General features: G+C 36.0%; 19 protein-coding genes. 16 read left to right on the top strand and 3 right to left on the bottom strand.

All coding sequences use genetic code 11. The features are described 5' to 3' along the window. Positions 1-889 (top strand): GDP-mannose 4,6-dehydratase (locus WBM60_RS11130; protein WP_424283084.1); only part of this gene is annotated, 889 nt, incomplete at its 5' end. A 42-nt stretch (positions 890-931) separates the two neighbouring features. Next, positions 932-2,206 (top strand): phosphoribosylamine--glycine ligase, encoded by a 1,275-nt coding sequence (gene purD / locus WBM60_RS11125; protein ID WP_424277509.1) that lies wholly within the window; start codon positions 932-934, stop codon positions 2,204-2,206. Between the two features lie 62 nt (positions 2,207-2,268). On the opposite strand, the gene WBM60_RS11120 is transcribed toward purD, so the two are convergent. Beyond that, positions 2,269-2,490: a DUF6341 family protein gene (locus WBM60_RS11120; RefSeq protein WP_299159632.1), complete on the bottom strand. Its 222-nt coding sequence runs from the start codon at positions 2,488-2,490 to the stop codon at positions 2,269-2,271. A 39-nt stretch (positions 2,491-2,529) separates the two neighbouring features. Here WBM60_RS11120 and WBM60_RS11115 point away from each other — a divergent pair, with 39 nt between their 5' ends. The 3 genes from WBM60_RS11115 to WBM60_RS11105 are packed head-to-tail and all read left to right on the top strand — an operon-like array spanning position 2,530 to position 5,131. Then, positions 2,530-3,462, top strand: coding sequence for a hypothetical protein (locus WBM60_RS11115; protein ID WP_424283083.1), 933 nt, complete (start codon positions 2,530-2,532; stop codon positions 3,460-3,462). 30 nt (positions 3,463-3,492) lie between these two features. Further along, complete coding sequence (locus WBM60_RS11110; protein WP_424283082.1) at positions 3,493-4,095, top strand: DUF4254 domain-containing protein; 603 nt, start codon at positions 3,493-3,495, stop codon at positions 4,093-4,095. Next, complete coding sequence (locus WBM60_RS11105; protein WP_424276800.1) at positions 4,082-5,131, top strand: glycosyltransferase family 9 protein; 1,050 nt, start codon at positions 4,082-4,084, stop codon at positions 5,129-5,131. Before WBM60_RS11110 ends, WBM60_RS11105 begins: the two co-directional genes overlap by 14 nt. Before the next feature lie 7 nt (positions 5,132-5,138). On the opposite strand, the gene WBM60_RS11100 is transcribed toward WBM60_RS11105, so the two are convergent. Together WBM60_RS11100 and WBM60_RS11095 are read right to left on the bottom strand one after the other, a co-directional pair. Beyond that, positions 5,139-5,753 carry a TetR/AcrR family transcriptional regulator gene (locus WBM60_RS11100; RefSeq protein WP_424276799.1) on the bottom strand — a complete coding sequence of 205 codons (615 nt, stop codon included), beginning with the start codon at positions 5,751-5,753 and terminating at the stop codon, positions 5,139-5,141. Positions 5,754-6,415: 662 nt separating this feature from the next. After that, entirely contained in the window at positions 6,416-7,465 is a 1,050-nt protein-coding gene (locus WBM60_RS11095) for a 2Fe-2S iron-sulfur cluster-binding protein (protein ID WP_424283081.1), read from the bottom strand. A 121-nt stretch (positions 7,466-7,586) separates the two neighbouring features. Here WBM60_RS11095 and WBM60_RS11090 point away from each other — a divergent pair, with 121 nt between their 5' ends. From WBM60_RS11090 to atpA, 11 genes are all read left to right on the top strand, one after another. Next, entirely contained in the window at positions 7,587-9,059 is a 1,473-nt protein-coding gene (locus tag WBM60_RS11090) for a DUF5687 family protein (protein ID WP_424263067.1), read from the top strand. A 16-nt stretch (positions 9,060-9,075) separates the two neighbouring features. Further along, on the top strand, positions 9,076-9,771 hold the full coding sequence (locus WBM60_RS11085) for an ABC transporter ATP-binding protein (RefSeq protein WP_424263069.1): 696 nt from the start codon (positions 9,076-9,078) through the stop codon (positions 9,769-9,771). Positions 9,772-9,945: 174 nt separating this feature from the next. Further along, positions 9,946-12,507, top strand: coding sequence for a tetratricopeptide repeat protein (locus WBM60_RS11080; protein WP_424283079.1), 2,562 nt, complete (start codon positions 9,946-9,948; stop codon positions 12,505-12,507). Positions 12,508-12,512: 5 nt separating this feature from the next. Further along, positions 12,513-13,004 (top strand): bactofilin family protein, encoded by a 492-nt coding sequence (locus WBM60_RS11075; protein ID WP_424263071.1) that lies wholly within the window; start codon positions 12,513-12,515, stop codon positions 13,002-13,004. A gap of 124 nt (positions 13,005-13,128) precedes the next feature. Continuing rightward, the gene (locus WBM60_RS11070; RefSeq protein ID WP_424263073.1) at positions 13,129-13,344 is read left to right on the top strand and encodes an AtpZ/AtpI family protein; all 216 of its coding nucleotides are present in this window, start codon (positions 13,129-13,131) and stop codon (positions 13,342-13,344) included. A 1-nt stretch (position 13,345) separates the two neighbouring features. After that, a complete protein-coding gene (locus WBM60_RS11065; protein WP_424263075.1) occupies positions 13,346-13,738 on the top strand; it encodes a hypothetical protein in 393 nt (130 codons plus the stop codon). Between the two features lie 111 nt (positions 13,739-13,849). After that, positions 13,850-14,962 carry a F0F1 ATP synthase subunit A gene (gene atpB, locus WBM60_RS11060; protein WP_424263077.1) on the top strand — a complete coding sequence of 371 codons (1,113 nt, stop codon included), beginning with the start codon at positions 13,850-13,852 and terminating at the stop codon, positions 14,960-14,962. 31 nt (positions 14,963-14,993) lie between these two features. Beyond that, positions 14,994-15,194, top strand: a complete 201-nt coding sequence (atpE, locus tag WBM60_RS11055) for an ATP synthase F0 subunit C (protein ID WP_019670925.1) — start codon at positions 14,994-14,996, stop codon at positions 15,192-15,194. Between the two features lie 78 nt (positions 15,195-15,272). Further along, the gene (locus WBM60_RS11050; RefSeq protein WP_424263079.1) at positions 15,273-15,773 is read left to right on the top strand and encodes a F0F1 ATP synthase subunit B; all 501 of its coding nucleotides are present in this window, start codon (positions 15,273-15,275) and stop codon (positions 15,771-15,773) included. A 6-nt stretch (positions 15,774-15,779) separates the two neighbouring features. Continuing rightward, positions 15,780-16,319: an ATP synthase F1 subunit delta gene (gene atpH, locus WBM60_RS11045; RefSeq protein WP_424263081.1), complete on the top strand. Its 540-nt coding sequence runs from the start codon at positions 15,780-15,782 to the stop codon at positions 16,317-16,319. Positions 16,320-16,379: 60 nt separating this feature from the next. Continuing rightward, positions 16,380-17,960, top strand: a complete 1,581-nt coding sequence (atpA, locus tag WBM60_RS11040) for a F0F1 ATP synthase subunit alpha (RefSeq protein ID WP_424276796.1) — start codon at positions 16,380-16,382, stop codon at positions 17,958-17,960. The last annotated feature ends 3 nt before the right edge of the window (positions 17,961-17,963 follow it).

The following is a 17,963-nucleotide window of genomic DNA, read 5'->3' as shown; positions in this document are numbered from 1 at the left end:
GGATAACCTTATTACCGGGGACCTAAAAAACATAGAGCATTTATTTCCTTTGGAACAATTTGTGTTTTACCATCATGATGTAACAAACTTTGTTCATATTCCAGGAAAGCTCGATTATATTTTACACTTTGCTTCACCCGCCAGCCCAATAGACTACCTCAAAATCCCCATAGAAACATTAAAGGTAGGGTCATTAGGAACACTTAATCTTCTGGGATTGGCCAAAGAAAAGAATGCCACTATTCTTGTTGCCTCTACCTCTGAAGTATATGGCGATCCATTGGTACATCCACAAAATGAGGATTATTATGGCAATGTTAGTCCTGTTGGCCCCAGAGGTGTTTACGATGAAGCAAAACGGTTTATGGAATCCATCACTATGGCCTACCATCGCTTTCACGGGGTTGATACCAGGATTGTTAGGATATTTAACACCTATGGTTCAAGAATGCGATTAAACGATGGTCGCGTGGTCCCCGCCTTTATGGGACAGGCACTGCGGGGTGAGGACCTTACCGTTTTTGGAGATGGCAAACAAACCCGTTCTTTTTGCTATATAGATGATCAGGTTGAGGGAATCTATAGGTTACTTATGAGTGATTATACAGATCCAATCAATATCGGGAATCCGCATGAAACCACCATAAAAGAATTTGCAGAGGAAATCATTAAACTTACAGGAACAGCTCAAAAAGTAATCTATAAACCATTACCTAAAGATGACCCTACGCAACGACAACCAGATATTACAAGGGCCAGGGAAATTTTAAACTGGGAACCTAAAGTGGATAGATCAGAAGGCCTAAAAAAAGTGTATGAATATTTCAAATCGTTGACTCCAGAGGAATTGCTAGATAAAGAGCATAGGGATTTTTCCGGGATTACATAGATTATTATTGCTCAAAACGTATTTTTGCGCAAACTTTAAATTATGAATATCCTTATTCTTGGGTCAGGAGGCCGCGAACATGCAATTGCATGGAAACTCAATCAAAGCCCTAAATTGTCTAAACTTTTTATTGCGCCAGGTAACGCTGGTACAGCTAAAATTGGAAAGAATATACCAATAGGTGTAAATGATTTTGAAAGTGTAAAGAAATCAGTGCTTTCGGAAAGTATTGATATGCTGATTGTAGGCCCTGAAGATCCGTTAGTGAATGGAATTCACGACTTTTTCCTTAATGATCCTGAACTCAAAAATATTGCTGTTATTGGACCCCAAAAGGCCGCTGCAACATTGGAAGGCAGTAAAGAATTTGCCAAGGAATTCTTATTCAGACACAATATCCCAACCGCTGCTTATCAAAGTTTCACTTCTGATAACTTAATAGACGGATATGCGTTTCTAGAAACATTGAAGCCGCCTTATGTTTTAAAGGCAGATGGGTTGGCGGCTGGCAAAGGGGTTCTTATTTTGAATGATTTACAAGAGGCCAAAGATGAACTGAAAACCATGCTGATCGATGCTAAATTCGGCAGCGCAAGTGCCACTGTGGTTATCGAGGAGTTCTTGGCAGGGATTGAGTTAAGTGTTTTTGTATTGACCGATGGTCAAGGATATAAAGTGTTGCCTACAGCCAAAGATTATAAAAGAATTGGAGAGGGAGATACAGGATTGAATACAGGGGGCATGGGAGCCATTTCACCGGTCCCTTTCGTTAGCGAAGAATTCTTAGAAAAAGTCCATAAGCGTATTATCAAACCAACCATTGAAGGCTTAAATAAGGATCAACTGCCTTATAAAGGGTTTATTTTTATTGGTTTAATAAAAGTAGGAGACGATCCTTTTGTTATTGAGTATAATGTGCGTCTCGGGGATCCTGAGACCGAAGTTGTAATTCCAAGGATAAAAAATGATCTGGTTGACTTATTTACTGCAGTGGCCGCTGGTACACTGAATTCAATTGAACTGGAAATTGATGAAAGGACAGCAACAACTGTGATGTTGGTTTCCGGTGGTTACCCACAGGCTTATAACAAAGGGATAGAAATTAAAGGTATAGACCAGGTAGATGAGGAGTCCATTGTTTTCCATGCAGGAACCCAACTGAAGGAGCAAAAAATCCTGACTAATGGCGGCCGGGTTATGGCTGTTACTTCCTTTGGGAAAAATTTTAGGGAGGGACTTAACAAATCTTATCAAAATATTGATAAAATTCACTTTGATAATATGTACTACAGAAAAGATCTGGGTTTTGATCTATAGTAACTAATTCTTTAGGTTGACGATTCCTATTTAGCTGTATTAAGAAAGCTAAATATCAAATTTTATAAGTACGAATGGGAAGTAATGCTCTTATCTTCTTCTCCGCTATCGTCAAACTTTTTAAGTTGCATCAGCCAGTATATCATCGCAGTAGCTCCTAATAATACAAAGATCCAGTTTACAGCATTGGAAGTCCACCAGTTAGACATAAATCGAAAAAAATCATAAGGCCAGAAAAGTCCGTTTACGAATAAATCTTCTATGCCCTCAAAAAATGCTCTCATCTTGGTTATATTTACATTACAAAAATATAAAAACCCGGGATGATTTCAGGCATTTTTGGAAAAACAAAACCAATAAACTTCATTATTATACTTGGTTTTTTGTTTGTATTCTATTGGTTTGTCCATTTTGTGCTCTATCAGAACCACTATGAACCGGAACAATTTGTAATTAAATTTGTTGTTCTTGGCATTCTATTGTTTAGTGTTTTTATAGTTGATTTTATTGTAAAACGAAATCAAATTACTGCTACAAATTCATATGCCATTCTTTATTTTACTTTGTTAATAATTATTTTCCCTGAAGTTTTACTGGATGATAATGCTATATTCTGCAGTTTTTTTCTCTTATTGGCAATACGAAGGCTTATTAGCCTGAAATCCTTGAAGAATATTAAACTCAAGGTATTTGATGCTACAATCTGGACCTTAGTTGCAAGCCTTTTCTATGATTGGGCGATTTTATATCTCATTTTGGTCTGTATTGCTATTTATTTCTACGAGCCCAAGAATATTAAAAACTGGTTAGTTCCTCTAACTGGCATTTTGACTATAGGAATTATTGTTTTGTGTTTTTTGATAATAACTGATAATCTCGACTTTTTGAAGAATCATTATCAATTTTCTTTCAAGGGTGACATAATAGCCTATTGGATAAATAGCACCAAACTAGGCATTTATGCTATAATAACTATTATTATCGCGGCTTTGGCATTTATTAAAATGGGCAAATTGGGTATGGGTAAAATAATCACTATGCGTCTTATCGCTATCTCGCTTGCAATAGGTTTGTTAGTCACCTTCTTAAAAACCTCAAATGACACCTTTCCCGTATTAATTACTTTTTTTTCGGGAGCTATTTTTCTGGCTAAATATGTAGAATTAATTAAAAGAGCCACCCTTAAGGAAATAGTTCTTATGGTTTCAACAGTAGCTCCTTTTCTAATATTAATGACAGAAATGATTCTGAAATAATGGGTATATTTGCATCAAATTTAAACCACTATGTTCAGTAATTTAGCCTTTAGGATATTTGAAGAAAGTATTAATAATTATCACATAAAGGATGATGTTAATCAGCCATTTACTAACCCATATCCAGAAGCAGATATTGATCATCTCCTGTATAGAAAAAATTGGATTGATACCGTTCAATGGCATTATGAGGATATTATAAGAGATCCTGAAATAGATCCTGTAAAAGCATTGGAATTAAAACGCAAAATAGACGCTAGCAATCAGGACAGAACAGATTTAGTCGAATATATTGATAGCTATTTTTTAAATAAATACCAGTCGGTACAAACTAAGGTTGATGCCAGAATCAATACTGAAAGTCCTGCCTGGGCCATTGATCGCCTTTCAATTTTAGCATTAAAAATCTATCATATGAAGGAAGAGGTGGCGCGAACTGATGCATCTGACGAACACCTTAAAAAATGTAGTCAAAAATTAAAAATACTTTTGGAGCAAAAGGGAGATTTATCTTCAGCAATTGATCAATTGCTGACTGATATTGAACAAGGGAATATTTTTATGAAGACCTACAGGCAAATGAAAATGTACAATGATGAGGAGTTAAATCCGGTTTTGCGTGGGCAAAAATAAATATAAACACCTTTTAGTTATTCGTTTGTCGGCCATGGGCGATGTGGCAATGACTGTTCCAGTTCTAAGTGCACTTACTGCACAATACCCCGATTTAAAAATTACAGTTCTTACAAGAGCCTTTTTTAGGCCTATGTTTATTACATTATCAAATGTCCATGTCTATGAAGCGCAGGTTGATGGTAAACATAGAGGTATTCCTGGCTTGTGGAAATTATTTAAAGAATTAAAAAAACTTGAAATAGATGCTGTAGCGGATCTTCATAATGTGCTTAGAAGTTCTGTATTAAAAGGGTTTTTTGTTTTAGCTAAAATAAAAGTAGTACAGATAGATAAGGGTAGAAGAGAAAAAAGAGCTTTGACTGCATATAAAAATAAGACCTTTGAGCCTTTAAAAACGACTTTCCAACGCTATGCGGATGTTTTTTATAAACTTGGATTCCCAATAAAACTTGAAACATCAAAAGCCCTTTCAAAACGGGCATTACCTGAAAGAGTAATTGAATTGGTTGCTCCTGATAACTTTAAGTGGGTAGGAATCGCCCCTTTTGCCACTTATCCGGGAAAAACATACCCTTTTGACCTTATGCAAAAAGTTATTTTAGCACTAAATAATACCAGCAAGTATAAAATTATTCTTTTTGGAGGCGGGAACCAGGAAAAGAAAAAGCTGCAACAATGGTCCGATTCGTGTCAAAATTGCATAAACACTATTGGCGCACTTTCTTTTGAGGACGAATTGGCCCTAATCTCCAATTTGGACCTTATGTTGTCAATGGATAGCGGGAATGGCCATCTGGCTGCAATATTTAATGTACCTACCGTAACGTTGTGGGGCGTTACACATCCTTATGCCGGTTTTTCTCCTTTTCGTCAGCCACCTGAAAACAGTCTTCTATCAGACAGAACAATATATCCACTAATTCCAACTTCCATTTATGGAAACACTATGCCTGAGGGATATGATACTGTTATGTCTACAATAGCACCTGAGACCATTATTAACCGGATTACCACCCTGCTTGAGGCCAAGTAGTTTTTTATTATACAGCTTCCTTTTGAGTTAATGAATTAAAATATTGCCTCAATTGTTGCATGTATTTGTATCGCAAATTTCTGCAATTACCCTGCACCATTAATGTTCTTACACCCATGTATGAGGAAATTAAATATGTTGCAACACCTTCACTGTCCACATGTCTATCCACATAACCATCGGACTTTCCCTTTTGAAGGATTGAGATTAAATTAACTTCCCAAACCTTATAAATATCCATTAGATAATTAGATATGACAGTATTTCTTCCGTTGAATTCTGAAATAAAGTTGCTTAGGATGAAACCATAATCCATTTCATTATGTTCAGCTGTTTCTAATGCATTTTCAAAACATTTTTCAATAACAGTAAAGGGGTTTTCTTTACCTTCTATTGGTTCAATAAGCATGCTATAGACCTTACGAACAACTAAGTTTTGCACAATACTTACGAAAAAATCCTCCTTAGATTGAAAATGATAGTAAAAGGCCCCTTTAGAAAGAGAAAGGGATTTTAAGATATCATCAATACTGGTATTATAATAGCCATTCTTATAAAATAACTCTAATCCAGTAACTTGCATCCGGTGCATGGTAGCCATGCGTTTTAAATTCTTATCCATTAGATTTGGGTTTTGGGGTTAAACAGACCGTTAAGTCTATAAACAAAGAACCCCTGAAACCGCAGGAAGGTGAATATTAAAGGATGTATGACTTTAAAAATTCGTTAAAATGTTGAATTCCCGATAAACTGCACTACCTGCCTTGATTTTTACCGACCACTTAGTCGGTAAATAATATCGACAAACGGTATTTTATAGGTTATTTAGACCTTTTATTGGTCTTGAAAAACGAAAAACAGGACCACCAACAATCATTTATTTACTTTTTACTCAATGTTTTTTTAAGGAGCTATTCCTGAATAAAGTGTTTTTCGGAGTTAAATTACTCTTTAGGATTACTTTAGATTACCTGCAACCTAATATGAATAGAACAGACTGCTTAGTTTATAATAGTCATAGGATAATAGAGTTGATAATTGATAAAGTTGGATTTGTGGTTTGATCCCAGGGATAAAATGCCATTCTTTTCAATAGTTAATTAAAAACAACAACAATTACAAACTACATAGTTTCTAAAAAGCTAGTTTGTCTAATGTAATTTGTAATAAAATGGGTGCCTTTATTGCAGTTGTCAATAATAATATTGAAAATTTCCGACGCACCATTTCAATAGACCAGCCTATGGTTTAATAAAAAGTATGATTGACTGCAACTATTATATATTATACATCGTCATAGTCTACCTTCAGGGTAGCTGTTACCGGATGAGCCTGGCAGGTAAGAATTAATCCTTCGGCAATTTCGCTATCTGTAAGAATCTGGTTTTTATCCATTTTAGCTTCACCTTCGGTAATTCTCGCAATACATGTGCTGCAAACACCTCCCTGACAAGAATAAGGAGCATCTATATCTTCATCAAGGACCGCATCTAAGATTGAAGATTTTTTATCCATACTAAACGAGTATACTTCATCATCTAATAAAACCTCTATCATTGTTTTACCTTCATGGGTAATGGTTTCGGAATCTTCATTTTCGGTTGTTGTAAAGAGTTCAAAATAAATGGAATCCTCGGGGACTCCATTTGCTTTTAATGTATCGGAGGCAACATTTATCATTGCCTCAGGACCACATAGGTAGAATGTATTGAAATTGGTTTCTTTAAATTTATTTTTAAGAATGAAATTTACAACGGATGTATCAATTCTTCCAAACAGTGAATCCTCTTCACGGGCCCTACTATAAACAAACTGAACTGTAAATCTGTTTTTGTACTCATTTAGAAGTTCTAAAATCTCTTGATGGAACATCGTTTCGGATTTATTTTGATTTCCATAAACCAATACAAATGTATTTTCAGGATGACTTTCCAACACAGTTCTGGCAATACTCATTATAGGCGTAATTCCACTACCGGCAGCAAAAGCACATATATTTTCCTGTTTATTAGAAGTTTTATAAACGAAGCGTCCCTCGGGAGGCATTATCAGTAATTGGTCTCCTTCTTTGAGTGAAGAATTGGCAAATGCTGAAAAGCGCCCTTCAGGTACTTTTTTGACCCCTATGGTGATATGCTTGTCCTTTGGACTTGAGGAAATTGAATAGGCCCGCCTGATCTCCTCTCCACCTGCGTTGTGCTTAACTGTTATATATTGACCCGCCTCAAAGGAAAATTCATTTTCCAGTTCTTTAGGTATAATGAAACTTATAGCAACCGAATTTGGGGTTAATCGGGATATCTTGTCAATAGTCAAGGAATAAAAATCACTCATCAATAAAAAAATTTGTGCAAAATTAAGGAATGCTTTGGATTAATTATGAGAAATTAGCTTCTCTTTGTAACAAAAGATACATTTGATCTACTAATTTTCTGAACAAAAATTACCTGCCTTTATGTTCAAGCACTTTTTTAAGCTGCAATGGAAATCATTTTTCAGAGCAGCTTCTTTTAAAACAAACCTGGTATTTAAGATCTTAATGCTTTTTGGGGCCTTGTACTTCATTGCCATATTTTTGGCACTGGGGGTTGGGTCCTATTTTATTATTGAAAAAAGTGGGTTGGGAGATCCGCTGAAGTTTGTGAATAAATATATCATTTATTACCTGGTAATGGACATCTATATTCGCTATATGCTGCAAAAGATGCCTATTTTAAACATAAAACCTTTGCTTTACCTACCTTTTAAGAAAAGCCAGGTGGTTTCATATTCCCTTGGAAAGACTATTTTTTCCTTTTTTAATTGGGCTCATGCTTTTTTCTTTGTGCCATTTTCCATTGTTCTTATTATTGAAGGATATAACCCTGCAGGGGTCATAGGTTGGCATTTGGGAATCATGGCCTTATTCTATTGTAACAATTTCATCAACATCATGATGAATAATAAGGACAGTATTTTTTATCCCTTGATCGCAATTTTGGCAATTTTGGGTATTTGTCAGTATTATGAATGGTTTGATATAACGGTTTACACTTCGCCTATTTTCAATTTGTTTTATGATATTCCTTGGACTTCCTTAATTTCCTGGGTGGCATTAATCAGCCTGTATTTTGCGGCCTTTAATTATTTTAAAAGGAATATGTATCTGGATGCCGGTTTGGCGACCAAACACGATATTGCAAAATCTGAAGATTATACCTGGCTAAATCGTTTTGGAAACTTAGGAACTTTCCTTAAAAACGACATCAAACTAATAAAAAGGAATAAACGTTCTAAAACCACTGTAATAATGAGTTTTATATTCCTTTTTTACGGGTTGCTATTTTTTACCAATAGTATTGAGGCTTATGACAACCCTGTTTGGAAGATTTTTGCAGGCATCTTTGTTTCCGGAGGTTTCCTCTTTAGTTTTGGACAATTCGTACCAAGTTGGGATAGTTCTTATTATCCCCTTATGATGAGTCAAAATATTCAATACAAGGAATATCTTTCTTCCAAATGGTATCTTATCATAATAGCCACTATAATTAGTACAATCCTATCTGTCTTCTATCTTTATTTTGGCTGGGATGCGTATTTGGCGATTATAGTTGGTGCCATATACAATATAGGGGTTAATTCCTATCTTGTATTATGGGGTGGGGCCTATATTAAAACTCCGATTGATTTGACTTCTAACAGGAAAGCCTTTGGAGATAAACAAGCCTTTAATGCAAAAACACTTCTTCTGACATTGCCAAAATTAATAATGCCCTTGGCTATTTATGGGTTAGGCCATTACCTGATTAATCCAACGGCCGGTTACATATTTGTGGCCCTTACTGGAATATTGGGTTTTGCCTTTAAAAATGTGGTATTCAGAAAGATTGAAAACATATACAAAAAAGAAAAATATAAAACCCTTTTGGCTTATAAACAGAAAGCCTGATAAATTATAAATTCAAATGATTTACTCGCAAAACCTTACTAAAATCTATGGAGATCAGACAGTATTAAATATTGAAAGCCTGGATATACCCAAAGGCCAAAGTTTCGGCCTGGTTGGTAATAATGGTGCAGGAAAAACCACTTTTTTCAGTTTGCTTTTAGACCTAATTCAACCCACAACCGGTAAAGTAATGAACAATGATATACAGGTCAATAAAAGTGAAGCATGGAAACCATTTACCTCGGCATTTATAGATGAAACATTTCTGATTGGATACCTTACTCCTGAGGAGTATTTCTATTTCATCGGAGAGTTAAGAGGCCAGTCTAAAACAGATGTTAATGAACTTTTAGCCAACTTTGAGGACTTCTTTCATGGGGAGATTTTGGGCCAGAAAAAGTATTTACGGGATTTGTCAAAAGGGAATCAAAAAAAGGTGGGGATAGTAGCTACTTTTATTGGAGAACCCCAGGTTATCATATTGGATGAGCCTTTTGCTAATTTAGATCCCACTACGCAAATAAGACTCAAAGCAATTATCAAGAAACTGGGCCAGAATAGGGAAGTTACTGTATTAGTTTCCAGTCATGACCTGATTCATGTAACAGAAGTTTGTGAACGCATTGTAGTATTAAATAAGGGAGAAATTGTTAAAGATATTCAGACCTCAACAGAAACTTTAAACGAACTTGAGTTATTTTTTGGAGGCTAAGTCTATCACATCTTTTATGATGTTTATTTCTTTTCTTTCTGAGATCTTTTTTAATAAAATACAAATCCGTTGTAACATTTTAGACCAGGATCCAAATTAATCGTGCCTTTTCAAGTCGCAAGGCATAATAATATTAGTGTTTTTAAGTTTAGATTACATAGAATACCAACAATTTTGAAGCTTCGTATAAAATTTATTCTGGCTGGTGTTCTTGGGGGCATACTTTTTAACGCTTGTTCTACCAAGAAAGACACTTTTGTAAACCGCAATTGGCATGCGATGAATACCAAGTACAATGTCTTGTACAATGGCAATATTGCATTTGAGGAAGGGCGGGAAGCTCTCAATATTTCATATCGGGATAATTATTGGGAAGTTTTACCTGTCGAGCGACTGCAAGTTAAGGATGAAATAAGGCTCGATTCTGAAAACAACAATCCAAATTTTATAATTGCTGAGGAAAAAGCCACGAAGGCTATTCAAAAGCACAGTATGGACATTAAAGATGAAGAGCGTAACCCACAAACAGATGAGGCCTTTCTGCTTTTGGGTAAAGCCAGATACTTTGACCAGCGTTATATACCGGCAATTGAAGCATTTAACTATGTATTAAGGAAATATATAGAAAGTGATAAGTTAAACGAAGCTACAATTTGGAGAGAAAAAACAAATATTAGGCTGAATAACGAAGAACTTGCTTTGAAAAATTTAAAGCGCCTTTTGAAGTTTGAACAACTTAGGGATCAGGAATATGCAGACGCTCATGCAATGATGGCGCAGGCATATATAAACCTGAAAGCTCCGGATACTGCCATTCAAGAACTTAAAATAGCTTCGGCATATACCAAAAAGCTACCTGAGAAAGGCAGGTATTATTTTATAATTGGGCAATTATTTAACCAATTAGGATACCGAGATAGTGCAAATTATGCATTTGGCAAGATCATTGAATTAAATAGGAAATCTCCCAGGGTGTACATGATTAATGCGTATTTGCATCAAATTCAAAATACTGAATTAACCGAGGAGAATAAAGAGGAGATATTGGAAGAATTGGTTGATCTTGAAGAGAATAGAGAAAACAGACCATTTTTGGATAAGATATACAATCAGAAGGCTGAATATTATATGGCTGTTGGGTCAGACAGCCTTGGAATTGTATATTATAATAAGTCTTTAAGAGCAACACAAAATTCACCACAGTTGAATGCCCTTAATTATGAAAATCTTGCAGAATACAATTTCGATGGAAATGACTATAAAATTGCCGGAAATTATTATGATAGTGTTCTTGCTAACTTACCTGAGAATACCAAAAAATTCAGAACTATAAAGAAAAAGCTAGATAATCTGGAAGATGTTATTAAATATGAAGATGTTGTTCAATACGCGGATAGCGTAATAACACTTTATAATCTTCCAAAAATGGAACAAGTAACATTTTTCGAAAATCATATTGCCAAATTGAAGTTGGCTGAGGAAGAAGCGGCATTAAAAAAGGTAAACCAGGCCAATGCAGGTTTTGCGGCATTTGCCGAAACAAAGGGAGGAAAACAAAACAAAGGGAAATTTTACTTTTACAATATTGCTAGCCTGGGGTATGGCAAAAACGACTTTAATACCAAATGGGGAGACCGGGTATTGGAGGATGACTGGCGTTGGAGTAACAAAAACACAACAAAGCTTGTAGAGGGTGCAAGGGATCCGCTCGTTGCTGACGGGGGTATTGGCGCTGAAGCAGAAATATCAGAAGAACAGAAATATTCAGTGGAATATTATTTGGATCAGATACCCACCGATATTGCAGTTATTGATAGTCTTAAATTAGAAAGAAATTTTGCGAACTACCAGTTGGGAATTATTTATAAGGAGAAATTTAAGGAAAACCTTTTGGCGGCAGGCAAATTGGAGAGCGTTTTGAAGTCAGAGCCAGAGGAACGCCTGATACTTCCATCTATGTATAACTTGTACAAGATATATGAGGAATCTGGCAGTCCGCTTGCCGAAAATATGAAACAAACTATTATCCAAAGCTATCCTGATTCACGGTATGCCGAAATTTTAGTAAACCCAAAAGCAGTTTTGGCAGGCTCAGAAGACAGTCCTGATGCCAAATACGCCCAACTTTATAAACTATATCAAAATCAGGATTTCTTGACTGTTATAACGGGTGCCGAGGCCAACATAAATTTGTATACCGGAGATCCTATCGTACCTAAATTTGAGATGCTAAAGGCCAATGCCATAGGCAGACTTCAGGGATATGAAGACTTTAAGGAAGCTCTCAATTATGTTGCACTGAATTATCCGAACAATCCAGAAGGTAAAAAGGCACAACAAATGATTGCCGAACAGTTACCAAAATTGGAGCCAAAGGAATTCTCATTAGAAATTGACTCAAAAGGAACGGCTAATTGGAAAGTTATATTTCCATTTAAAAGACAGAATGACGATAAGGCATTAGAACTTAAAAAAATATTAGAGAAATCTATTATCGATTTAAATTATAGAAACCTCGTGTCAAAAGATATTTATAACCTGGAGATGGAATTTATAGTGGTTCATGGGTTTAAATCAAAAGACTACGCTATAGGCTATGTACAACTGTTAAATAAAAACAAGGATTACCGAATTGCAAATGAGAATTTCGTAATTTTATCTTCTAACTATAAAATCATTCAAGTACATAAAAACTTACAAGAATATAAAAATCAAGTTTTAACCCCAAAACCATAAACAAGATGTTTTCTGATAACAAAAAACCTAGAACTATGAACGAAATAGGAGGACAACCCAACAGAATTGAAAAGAACACCAAAATCAAAGGTGACATAATATCCGAAGCGGACTTTAGGATAGATGGAAAGCTAGATGGCAATGTAAAAACCTCCGGAAAGGTTGTAATTGGCAAAGATGGCTACATTCACGGCAAGGTAGAATGTGTTAATGCCGATATTGAAGGAAGTTTTAACGGAGAACTGCAAGTATCGAATTTATTGGCACTAAAGGCATCTGCCGTTATTGAAGGTACCGTAACTGTTGCTAAACTGGCAGTTGAACCTGGCGCTACATTTAATGCGTCATGTACAATGAAGGGTAAAGGAGGCATAAGTTCGAATGATACAATTAAGACTGCATCGGGAAGCAACTCGCTGAATACGGATTCAGGGAGCTATAAATCTGGCGCTGTTAGTGGATCTGGCAGCAAAAATGAAGCGGCCAAGGTTTCCTGATTGTACCATTTTTGTAATTCCTTTGAGTCCAGTCTAAGCATATAATTTTAATGGAGTTCACTCAAACTTCCAGAAAAGTTTAAGTCTCTTGCATTTTATTAGGCTTATAGATAACTCAATCAAAATGGCGAAAGGGAAAAAGGAAATTAAATACTGGCTAAGTCTTACCGGAATAGCCGTTCAAATGGGAGTTATTATATATTTAGGAGCCAGGTTAGGTCAATGGCTCGATTTAAAGTATCAGAACGAAGAAAACACTTATACTATAATTCTTACTTTATTTGCAGTTGCCATTTCGATGTATTTGGTAATACAGCAAACAAAAAAATTGAACTCCTGATTTGAATAAAAGAATCATCATTTTCACTGGCCTGCTGCTTGGCACCCTTTTGATAGTTGGCTTACTTCACGCCGGATTTTTATTTGCCCGCAACCTGGATTTGGATTATCGTATTTTACTCCTGGGTTATTTGATAAACTTTGCAATGGCTTTGGGGATATACTCGGCCCTGCTCTATTTTTCTGAAAAGCAAAATAAGCATCTCGGATTTTTGTTTATGTTCGGAAGCACTTTAAAATTCGTTATCTACTTCCTGATTTTTGATCCAATTTTTATGCTGGATGGCAAACTCACAAAAGTTGAATTTTTCATTTTTTTTGTACCCTATTTTAGCTGTCTGCTAATAGAGACTTTAGCGCTAATAAAATTAATGCGGGAAATCGATCAGCAATAGAATCGCTATCACCTATTTTCAGGGAAAAAATAATATTCTAAATGCTTTTTTCTTTTTAAGAGAATAGCTTACATTTGCACGGATTTTTAGAGACCCATTTTTATAAGTGATATGCGAAATCCTCTTTTGGTAAAATTCTTTCTGGTTTCCACAATATTCTTCAGTGTGACAATATTCGCAAAGGAAGCGGAGGTAAGTAGCGAAGAAACCAAAACCGATCTAAAAACAGAAATAGACGAGTATATACAACACCACCTTAAGGATTCTCATGATTTCTCTTTGTTTTCCTATTCGGACAGTGAGGGAGCAGAACATCATGTAGGCTTTCCACTGCCGGTTATTCTTTGGGATAATGGTCTGGTGGTTTTTTCATCTTCCAGGTTCCATCATGGTGAAGAGGTTGCTACCTCAGGTGATAGTCATTACAAATTAGTTCACGGTAAAATTTATAAAACAGACGCTGCCGGAACAATAAATTATGATGCCGAACACCATGCTTCCAATATAAAGCCTTTGGATTTTTCAATAACCAAAAGTGTCATGATGATAGTAATTACAGGCTTTTTAATGCTTCTTTTATTTGGGGGATTAGCCAGGTCGTATGCTAAAAATGGAGGTATTGCCAAAGGGGTGGGAAGGTTTTTTGAACCGGTAATTTTATATATACGCGACGATATTGCAATTGCGACAATAGGAGAAAAAAGGTATCAGAAATACATGCCTTTTCTACTTACTATTTTCTTCTTTATTTGGTTTCTAAATATGTTTGGCCTCACACCCTTAGGCGTTAATGTTACGGGTAATATTGCAATAACGACTGCTTTGGCAATTCTAACTTTTTTGATTACCAATTTTACCGGCACAAAAACCTACTGGAAACATTTATTTGATCCACTAGGGGATTCTATGCCGTGGTATGCTAAAATTCCCTTATATATTATATTAATTCCAATTGAAGTTTTAGGAATATTTATAAAACCATTCTCATTATTGATTCGTCTTTATGCTAACATGCAGGCAGGACATATTGTTATTATGAGTTTGATTGGACTTATGTTCATTTTCAAAAATTGGATTGGCAGTTCTTTGTCCTTTGGACTTGCATTCGCCATTTCACTAATTGAAATATTGGTAGCCGTATTACAGGCGTATATATTTACAATGCTGTCTGCATTGTATTTTGGTTTTGCTTCTGAAGAACACGAGCATGCAGAAGCGCATTAATTTGAATGTTTAATTTTTAATTATATATACTATGACAATTCCAAGAATTGTAGGAGCAGGATTAATTGTAATCGGTGTAGGAGTGGGTATCGGAAGAATCGGTGGCCAGGCTATGGAAGCGATTGCACGTCAACCTGAAGCTTACGGAAAAATTCAAACAGCGATGCTAATTGTTGCAGCGCTTATTGAAGGTATTGGTTTTGCTGCACTTTTTGCAACTGCAGAAAACTAGAAAAATAACTAATGGTAGTAACGGTTGGTTGCTACCATTAGTTTAATGTAAAAATTGAACAATTAAGATTTAATAGGTATGGAGAAATTAATAGAAGATTTTTCGTTAGGCTTGTTCTTTTGGCAAACTTTGCTGTTTCTGGCGTTGGTGTTTTTATTGTGGAAATATGCATGGAAACCAATCCTCAATGCAATAAATGATCGTGAAGAAGGAATTAAAGACGCATTGGCAGCTGCGGAAGAAGCTAAAAAGGAAATGCAAAATGTAACTGCCGACAATGAGAAATTATTAAAGGAAGCCAGGGCAGAACGCGAAATCCTCTTAAAAGAAGCAAGGGAAATAAAAGACAAGATTGTCACTGATGCTAAGGAACTGGCCCAAGTGGAAGGGGATAAATTAATAAAACAGGCAAAAGCCACTATTGAAAGTGAGAAAAAGGCTGCTGTAGCAGAAATAAAAAACCAGGTTGCCGAACTCTCTATTGAAATTGCCGAAAAAGTCATCAAAGAACAACTATCCAATAAAGAAAAACAGTTGAAACTGGTTGATGACATGCTGGGTGATATTAAATTGAATTAAGTTAGAATGAACGAATCAAGAGCAGCCCTACGTTACGCAAAAGCTACTTTGAATCTTGCGATTGAGCAAAAAGCTACAGACGCAATTGATGGGGATATGCGCGATATCGTGCAAACCATTTCCGATAGTGACGAGCTAAAAGACATGTTGCAAAGCCCAATTCTTGAAGGCTCATCAAAAAATAAAGTCTTAAAAGTGATTTTTAAGAATATTAATGATGTAACCAAGGAACTCTTTACATTACTTGTCTCTAAAAAACGAATAGCCTTATTAAATGAAGTAGCCGCTAAATATATTTCCCTTAACGATAATTTAAAAGGAGAAAACGTGGCCATGGTCACTACCGCAGTGCCTTTAACCCCATCTTTGGAAAAAAAGATTCTTGCACAAGTTGAGAAAATCACGAGTAATAAAATCACTCTGGAAAATCAAATTGATGAAAGCATCATAGGAGGTTTTATATTGCGTATCGGAGATCTGCAATACAACGCCAGTATTTCCAATAAATTGAATAATTTAAAAAGAGAGTTTACAAATAGTATTTAAATAGAAATTACGAATGTAAAGGGAGTTAATTCCTTTTTAACATCTTAGATCTGAAATAAAATGGCAGGAGTAAAAGCCGCAGAAGTATCTGCAATCTTAAAAAAACAATTATCTGGATTTGAAGCCAAGGCTTCATTAGATGAGATAGGAACGGTATTACAAGTGGGTGATGGGATAGCCAGGGTATATGGCCTTTCTAATGCTGAATATGGCGAATTAGTTGAATTTGAAGGTGGTTTGGAAGGTATTGTCCTGAATCTAGAAGAAGATAATGTTGGCGTAGTACTATTGGCACCCTCAAGAGAAATTAAGGAGGGCGCTATAGTAAAACGTACCCAGCGTATCGCTTCAATAAAAGTGGGAGAAGGAATTGTAGGTCGTGTAGTAAACACTCTTGGTAGCCCTATAGATGGAAAAGGAGCCATTTCCGGAGAACTTTATGAAATGCCATTGGAACGAAAAGCTCCTGGAGTAATTTTCCGTCAACCTGTTTATGAACCATTACAAACTGGTATTAAGGCGGTAGATGCTATGATACCTGTAGGAAGAGGTCAGCGGGAATTGGTTATTGGTGACCGTCAAACGGGTAAAACAACCGTTTGTATAGATACTATAATAAATCAAAAGGAGTTTTATGACGCGGGAGAACCTGTCTATTGTATATATGTAGCAATTGGCCAAAAGGCTTCAACTGTTGCAGCTATAGCAAAAACGCTGGAAGATAAAGGCGCTTTAGCTTATACAACTATTGTTGCAGCTAATGCTTCTGAACCGGCTCCAATGCAGGTTTACGCACCTTTTGCGGGGGCAGCTATAGGCGAATATTTTAGAGATACAGGTCGCCCGGCCTTAATTATTTATGATGATCTATCTAAACAAGCAGTGGCATATCGTGAAGTATCTCTTTTGTTAAGAAGACCGCCGGGGCGTGAAGCTTATCCAGGTGATGTTTTCTATTTACATTCAAGATTATTAGAGCGTGCTGCGAAAGTTATAGATGTTGATTCTATAGCGCAGAATATGAATGATTTGCCTGAGGTTTTAAAGCCTATGGTGAAAGGTGGTGGCTCTTTAACAGCCTTACCAATTATTGAAACTCAGGCAGGTGATGTATCTGCATATATTCCTACCAATGTTATTTCTATAACAGACGGGCAAATATTTCTGGAGCAGGATTTGTTTAATCAAGGGGTGCGCCCGGCGATTAATGTGGGGATCTCTGTATCCCGGGTTGGCGGTAATGCTCAGATTAAGTCTATGAAAAAAGTAGCAGGGACATTAAAACTGGATCAGGCACAATTCCGGGAATTGGAGGCATTTTCAAAATTCGGATCTGACTTGGACGCGGCTACTTTGAATGTAATTGAAAAGGGCAGGCGTAATGTGGAAATTTTAAAGCAGGCTCAAGCCGACCCGTTTACGGTTGAAGATCAGGTTGCTATTATTTATGCTGGTTCTAAAAACTTATTGAGAAATGTTCCGGTTAACAAAGTAAAGGAGTTTGAAAAAGACTATCTAGAATTTCTCAATGCTAAGCACAGAGACGTATTGGATACTTTGAAAGCCGGTAAATTAACCGATGAGGTAATTGATACCTTAACCTCAGTATGTAAAGATCTGGCAGCTAAATATCAAAGCTAATCT

This window comes from Eudoraea sp. (genome assembly GCF_049669105.1).
Classification (GTDB): Bacteria; Bacteroidota; Bacteroidia; order Flavobacteriales; family Flavobacteriaceae; genus Eudoraea.
The sequence above is the reverse complement of the archived record's forward strand: the minus strand, read 5'-3'. Positions and strand labels throughout refer to the sequence as shown.

Bases quoted from the DNA above. Each gene is read 5' to 3' on its own strand.
- purD (WP_424277509.1), top strand. From the start codon at position 932: ATGAATATCCTTATTCTTGGGTCAGGAGGCCGCGAACATGCAATTGCA.
- WBM60_RS11120 (WP_299159632.1), bottom strand. From the start codon at position 2,490: ATGAGAGCATTTTTTGAGGGCATAGAAGATTTATTCGTAAACGGACTT.
- WBM60_RS11115 (WP_424283083.1), top strand. From the start codon at position 2,530: ATGATTTCAGGCATTTTTGGAAAAACAAAACCAATAAACTTCATTATT.
- WBM60_RS11110 (WP_424283082.1), top strand. From the start codon at position 3,493: ATGTTCAGTAATTTAGCCTTTAGGATATTTGAAGAAAGTATTAATAAT.
- WBM60_RS11100 (WP_424276799.1), bottom strand. From the start codon at position 5,753: ATGGATAAGAATTTAAAACGCATGGCTACCATGCACCGGATGCAAGTT.
- WBM60_RS11095 (WP_424283081.1), bottom strand. From the start codon at position 7,465: ATGAGTGATTTTTATTCCTTGACTATTGACAAGATATCCCGATTAACC.
- WBM60_RS11090 (WP_424263067.1), top strand. From the start codon at position 7,587: ATGTTCAAGCACTTTTTTAAGCTGCAATGGAAATCATTTTTCAGAGCA.
- WBM60_RS11085 (WP_424263069.1), top strand. From the start codon at position 9,076: ATGATTTACTCGCAAAACCTTACTAAAATCTATGGAGATCAGACAGTA.
- WBM60_RS11075 (WP_424263071.1), top strand. From the start codon at position 12,513: ATGTTTTCTGATAACAAAAAACCTAGAACTATGAACGAAATAGGAGGA.
- WBM60_RS11070 (WP_424263073.1), top strand. From the start codon at position 13,129: ATGGCGAAAGGGAAAAAGGAAATTAAATACTGGCTAAGTCTTACCGGA.
- atpB (WP_424263077.1), top strand. From the start codon at position 13,850: ATGCGAAATCCTCTTTTGGTAAAATTCTTTCTGGTTTCCACAATATTC.
- atpE (WP_019670925.1), top strand. From the start codon at position 14,994: ATGACAATTCCAAGAATTGTAGGAGCAGGATTAATTGTAATCGGTGTA.
- WBM60_RS11050 (WP_424263079.1), top strand. From the start codon at position 15,273: ATGGAGAAATTAATAGAAGATTTTTCGTTAGGCTTGTTCTTTTGGCAA.
- atpH (WP_424263081.1), top strand. From the start codon at position 15,780: ATGAACGAATCAAGAGCAGCCCTACGTTACGCAAAAGCTACTTTGAAT.
- atpA (WP_424276796.1), top strand. From the start codon at position 16,380: ATGGCAGGAGTAAAAGCCGCAGAAGTATCTGCAATCTTAAAAAAACAA.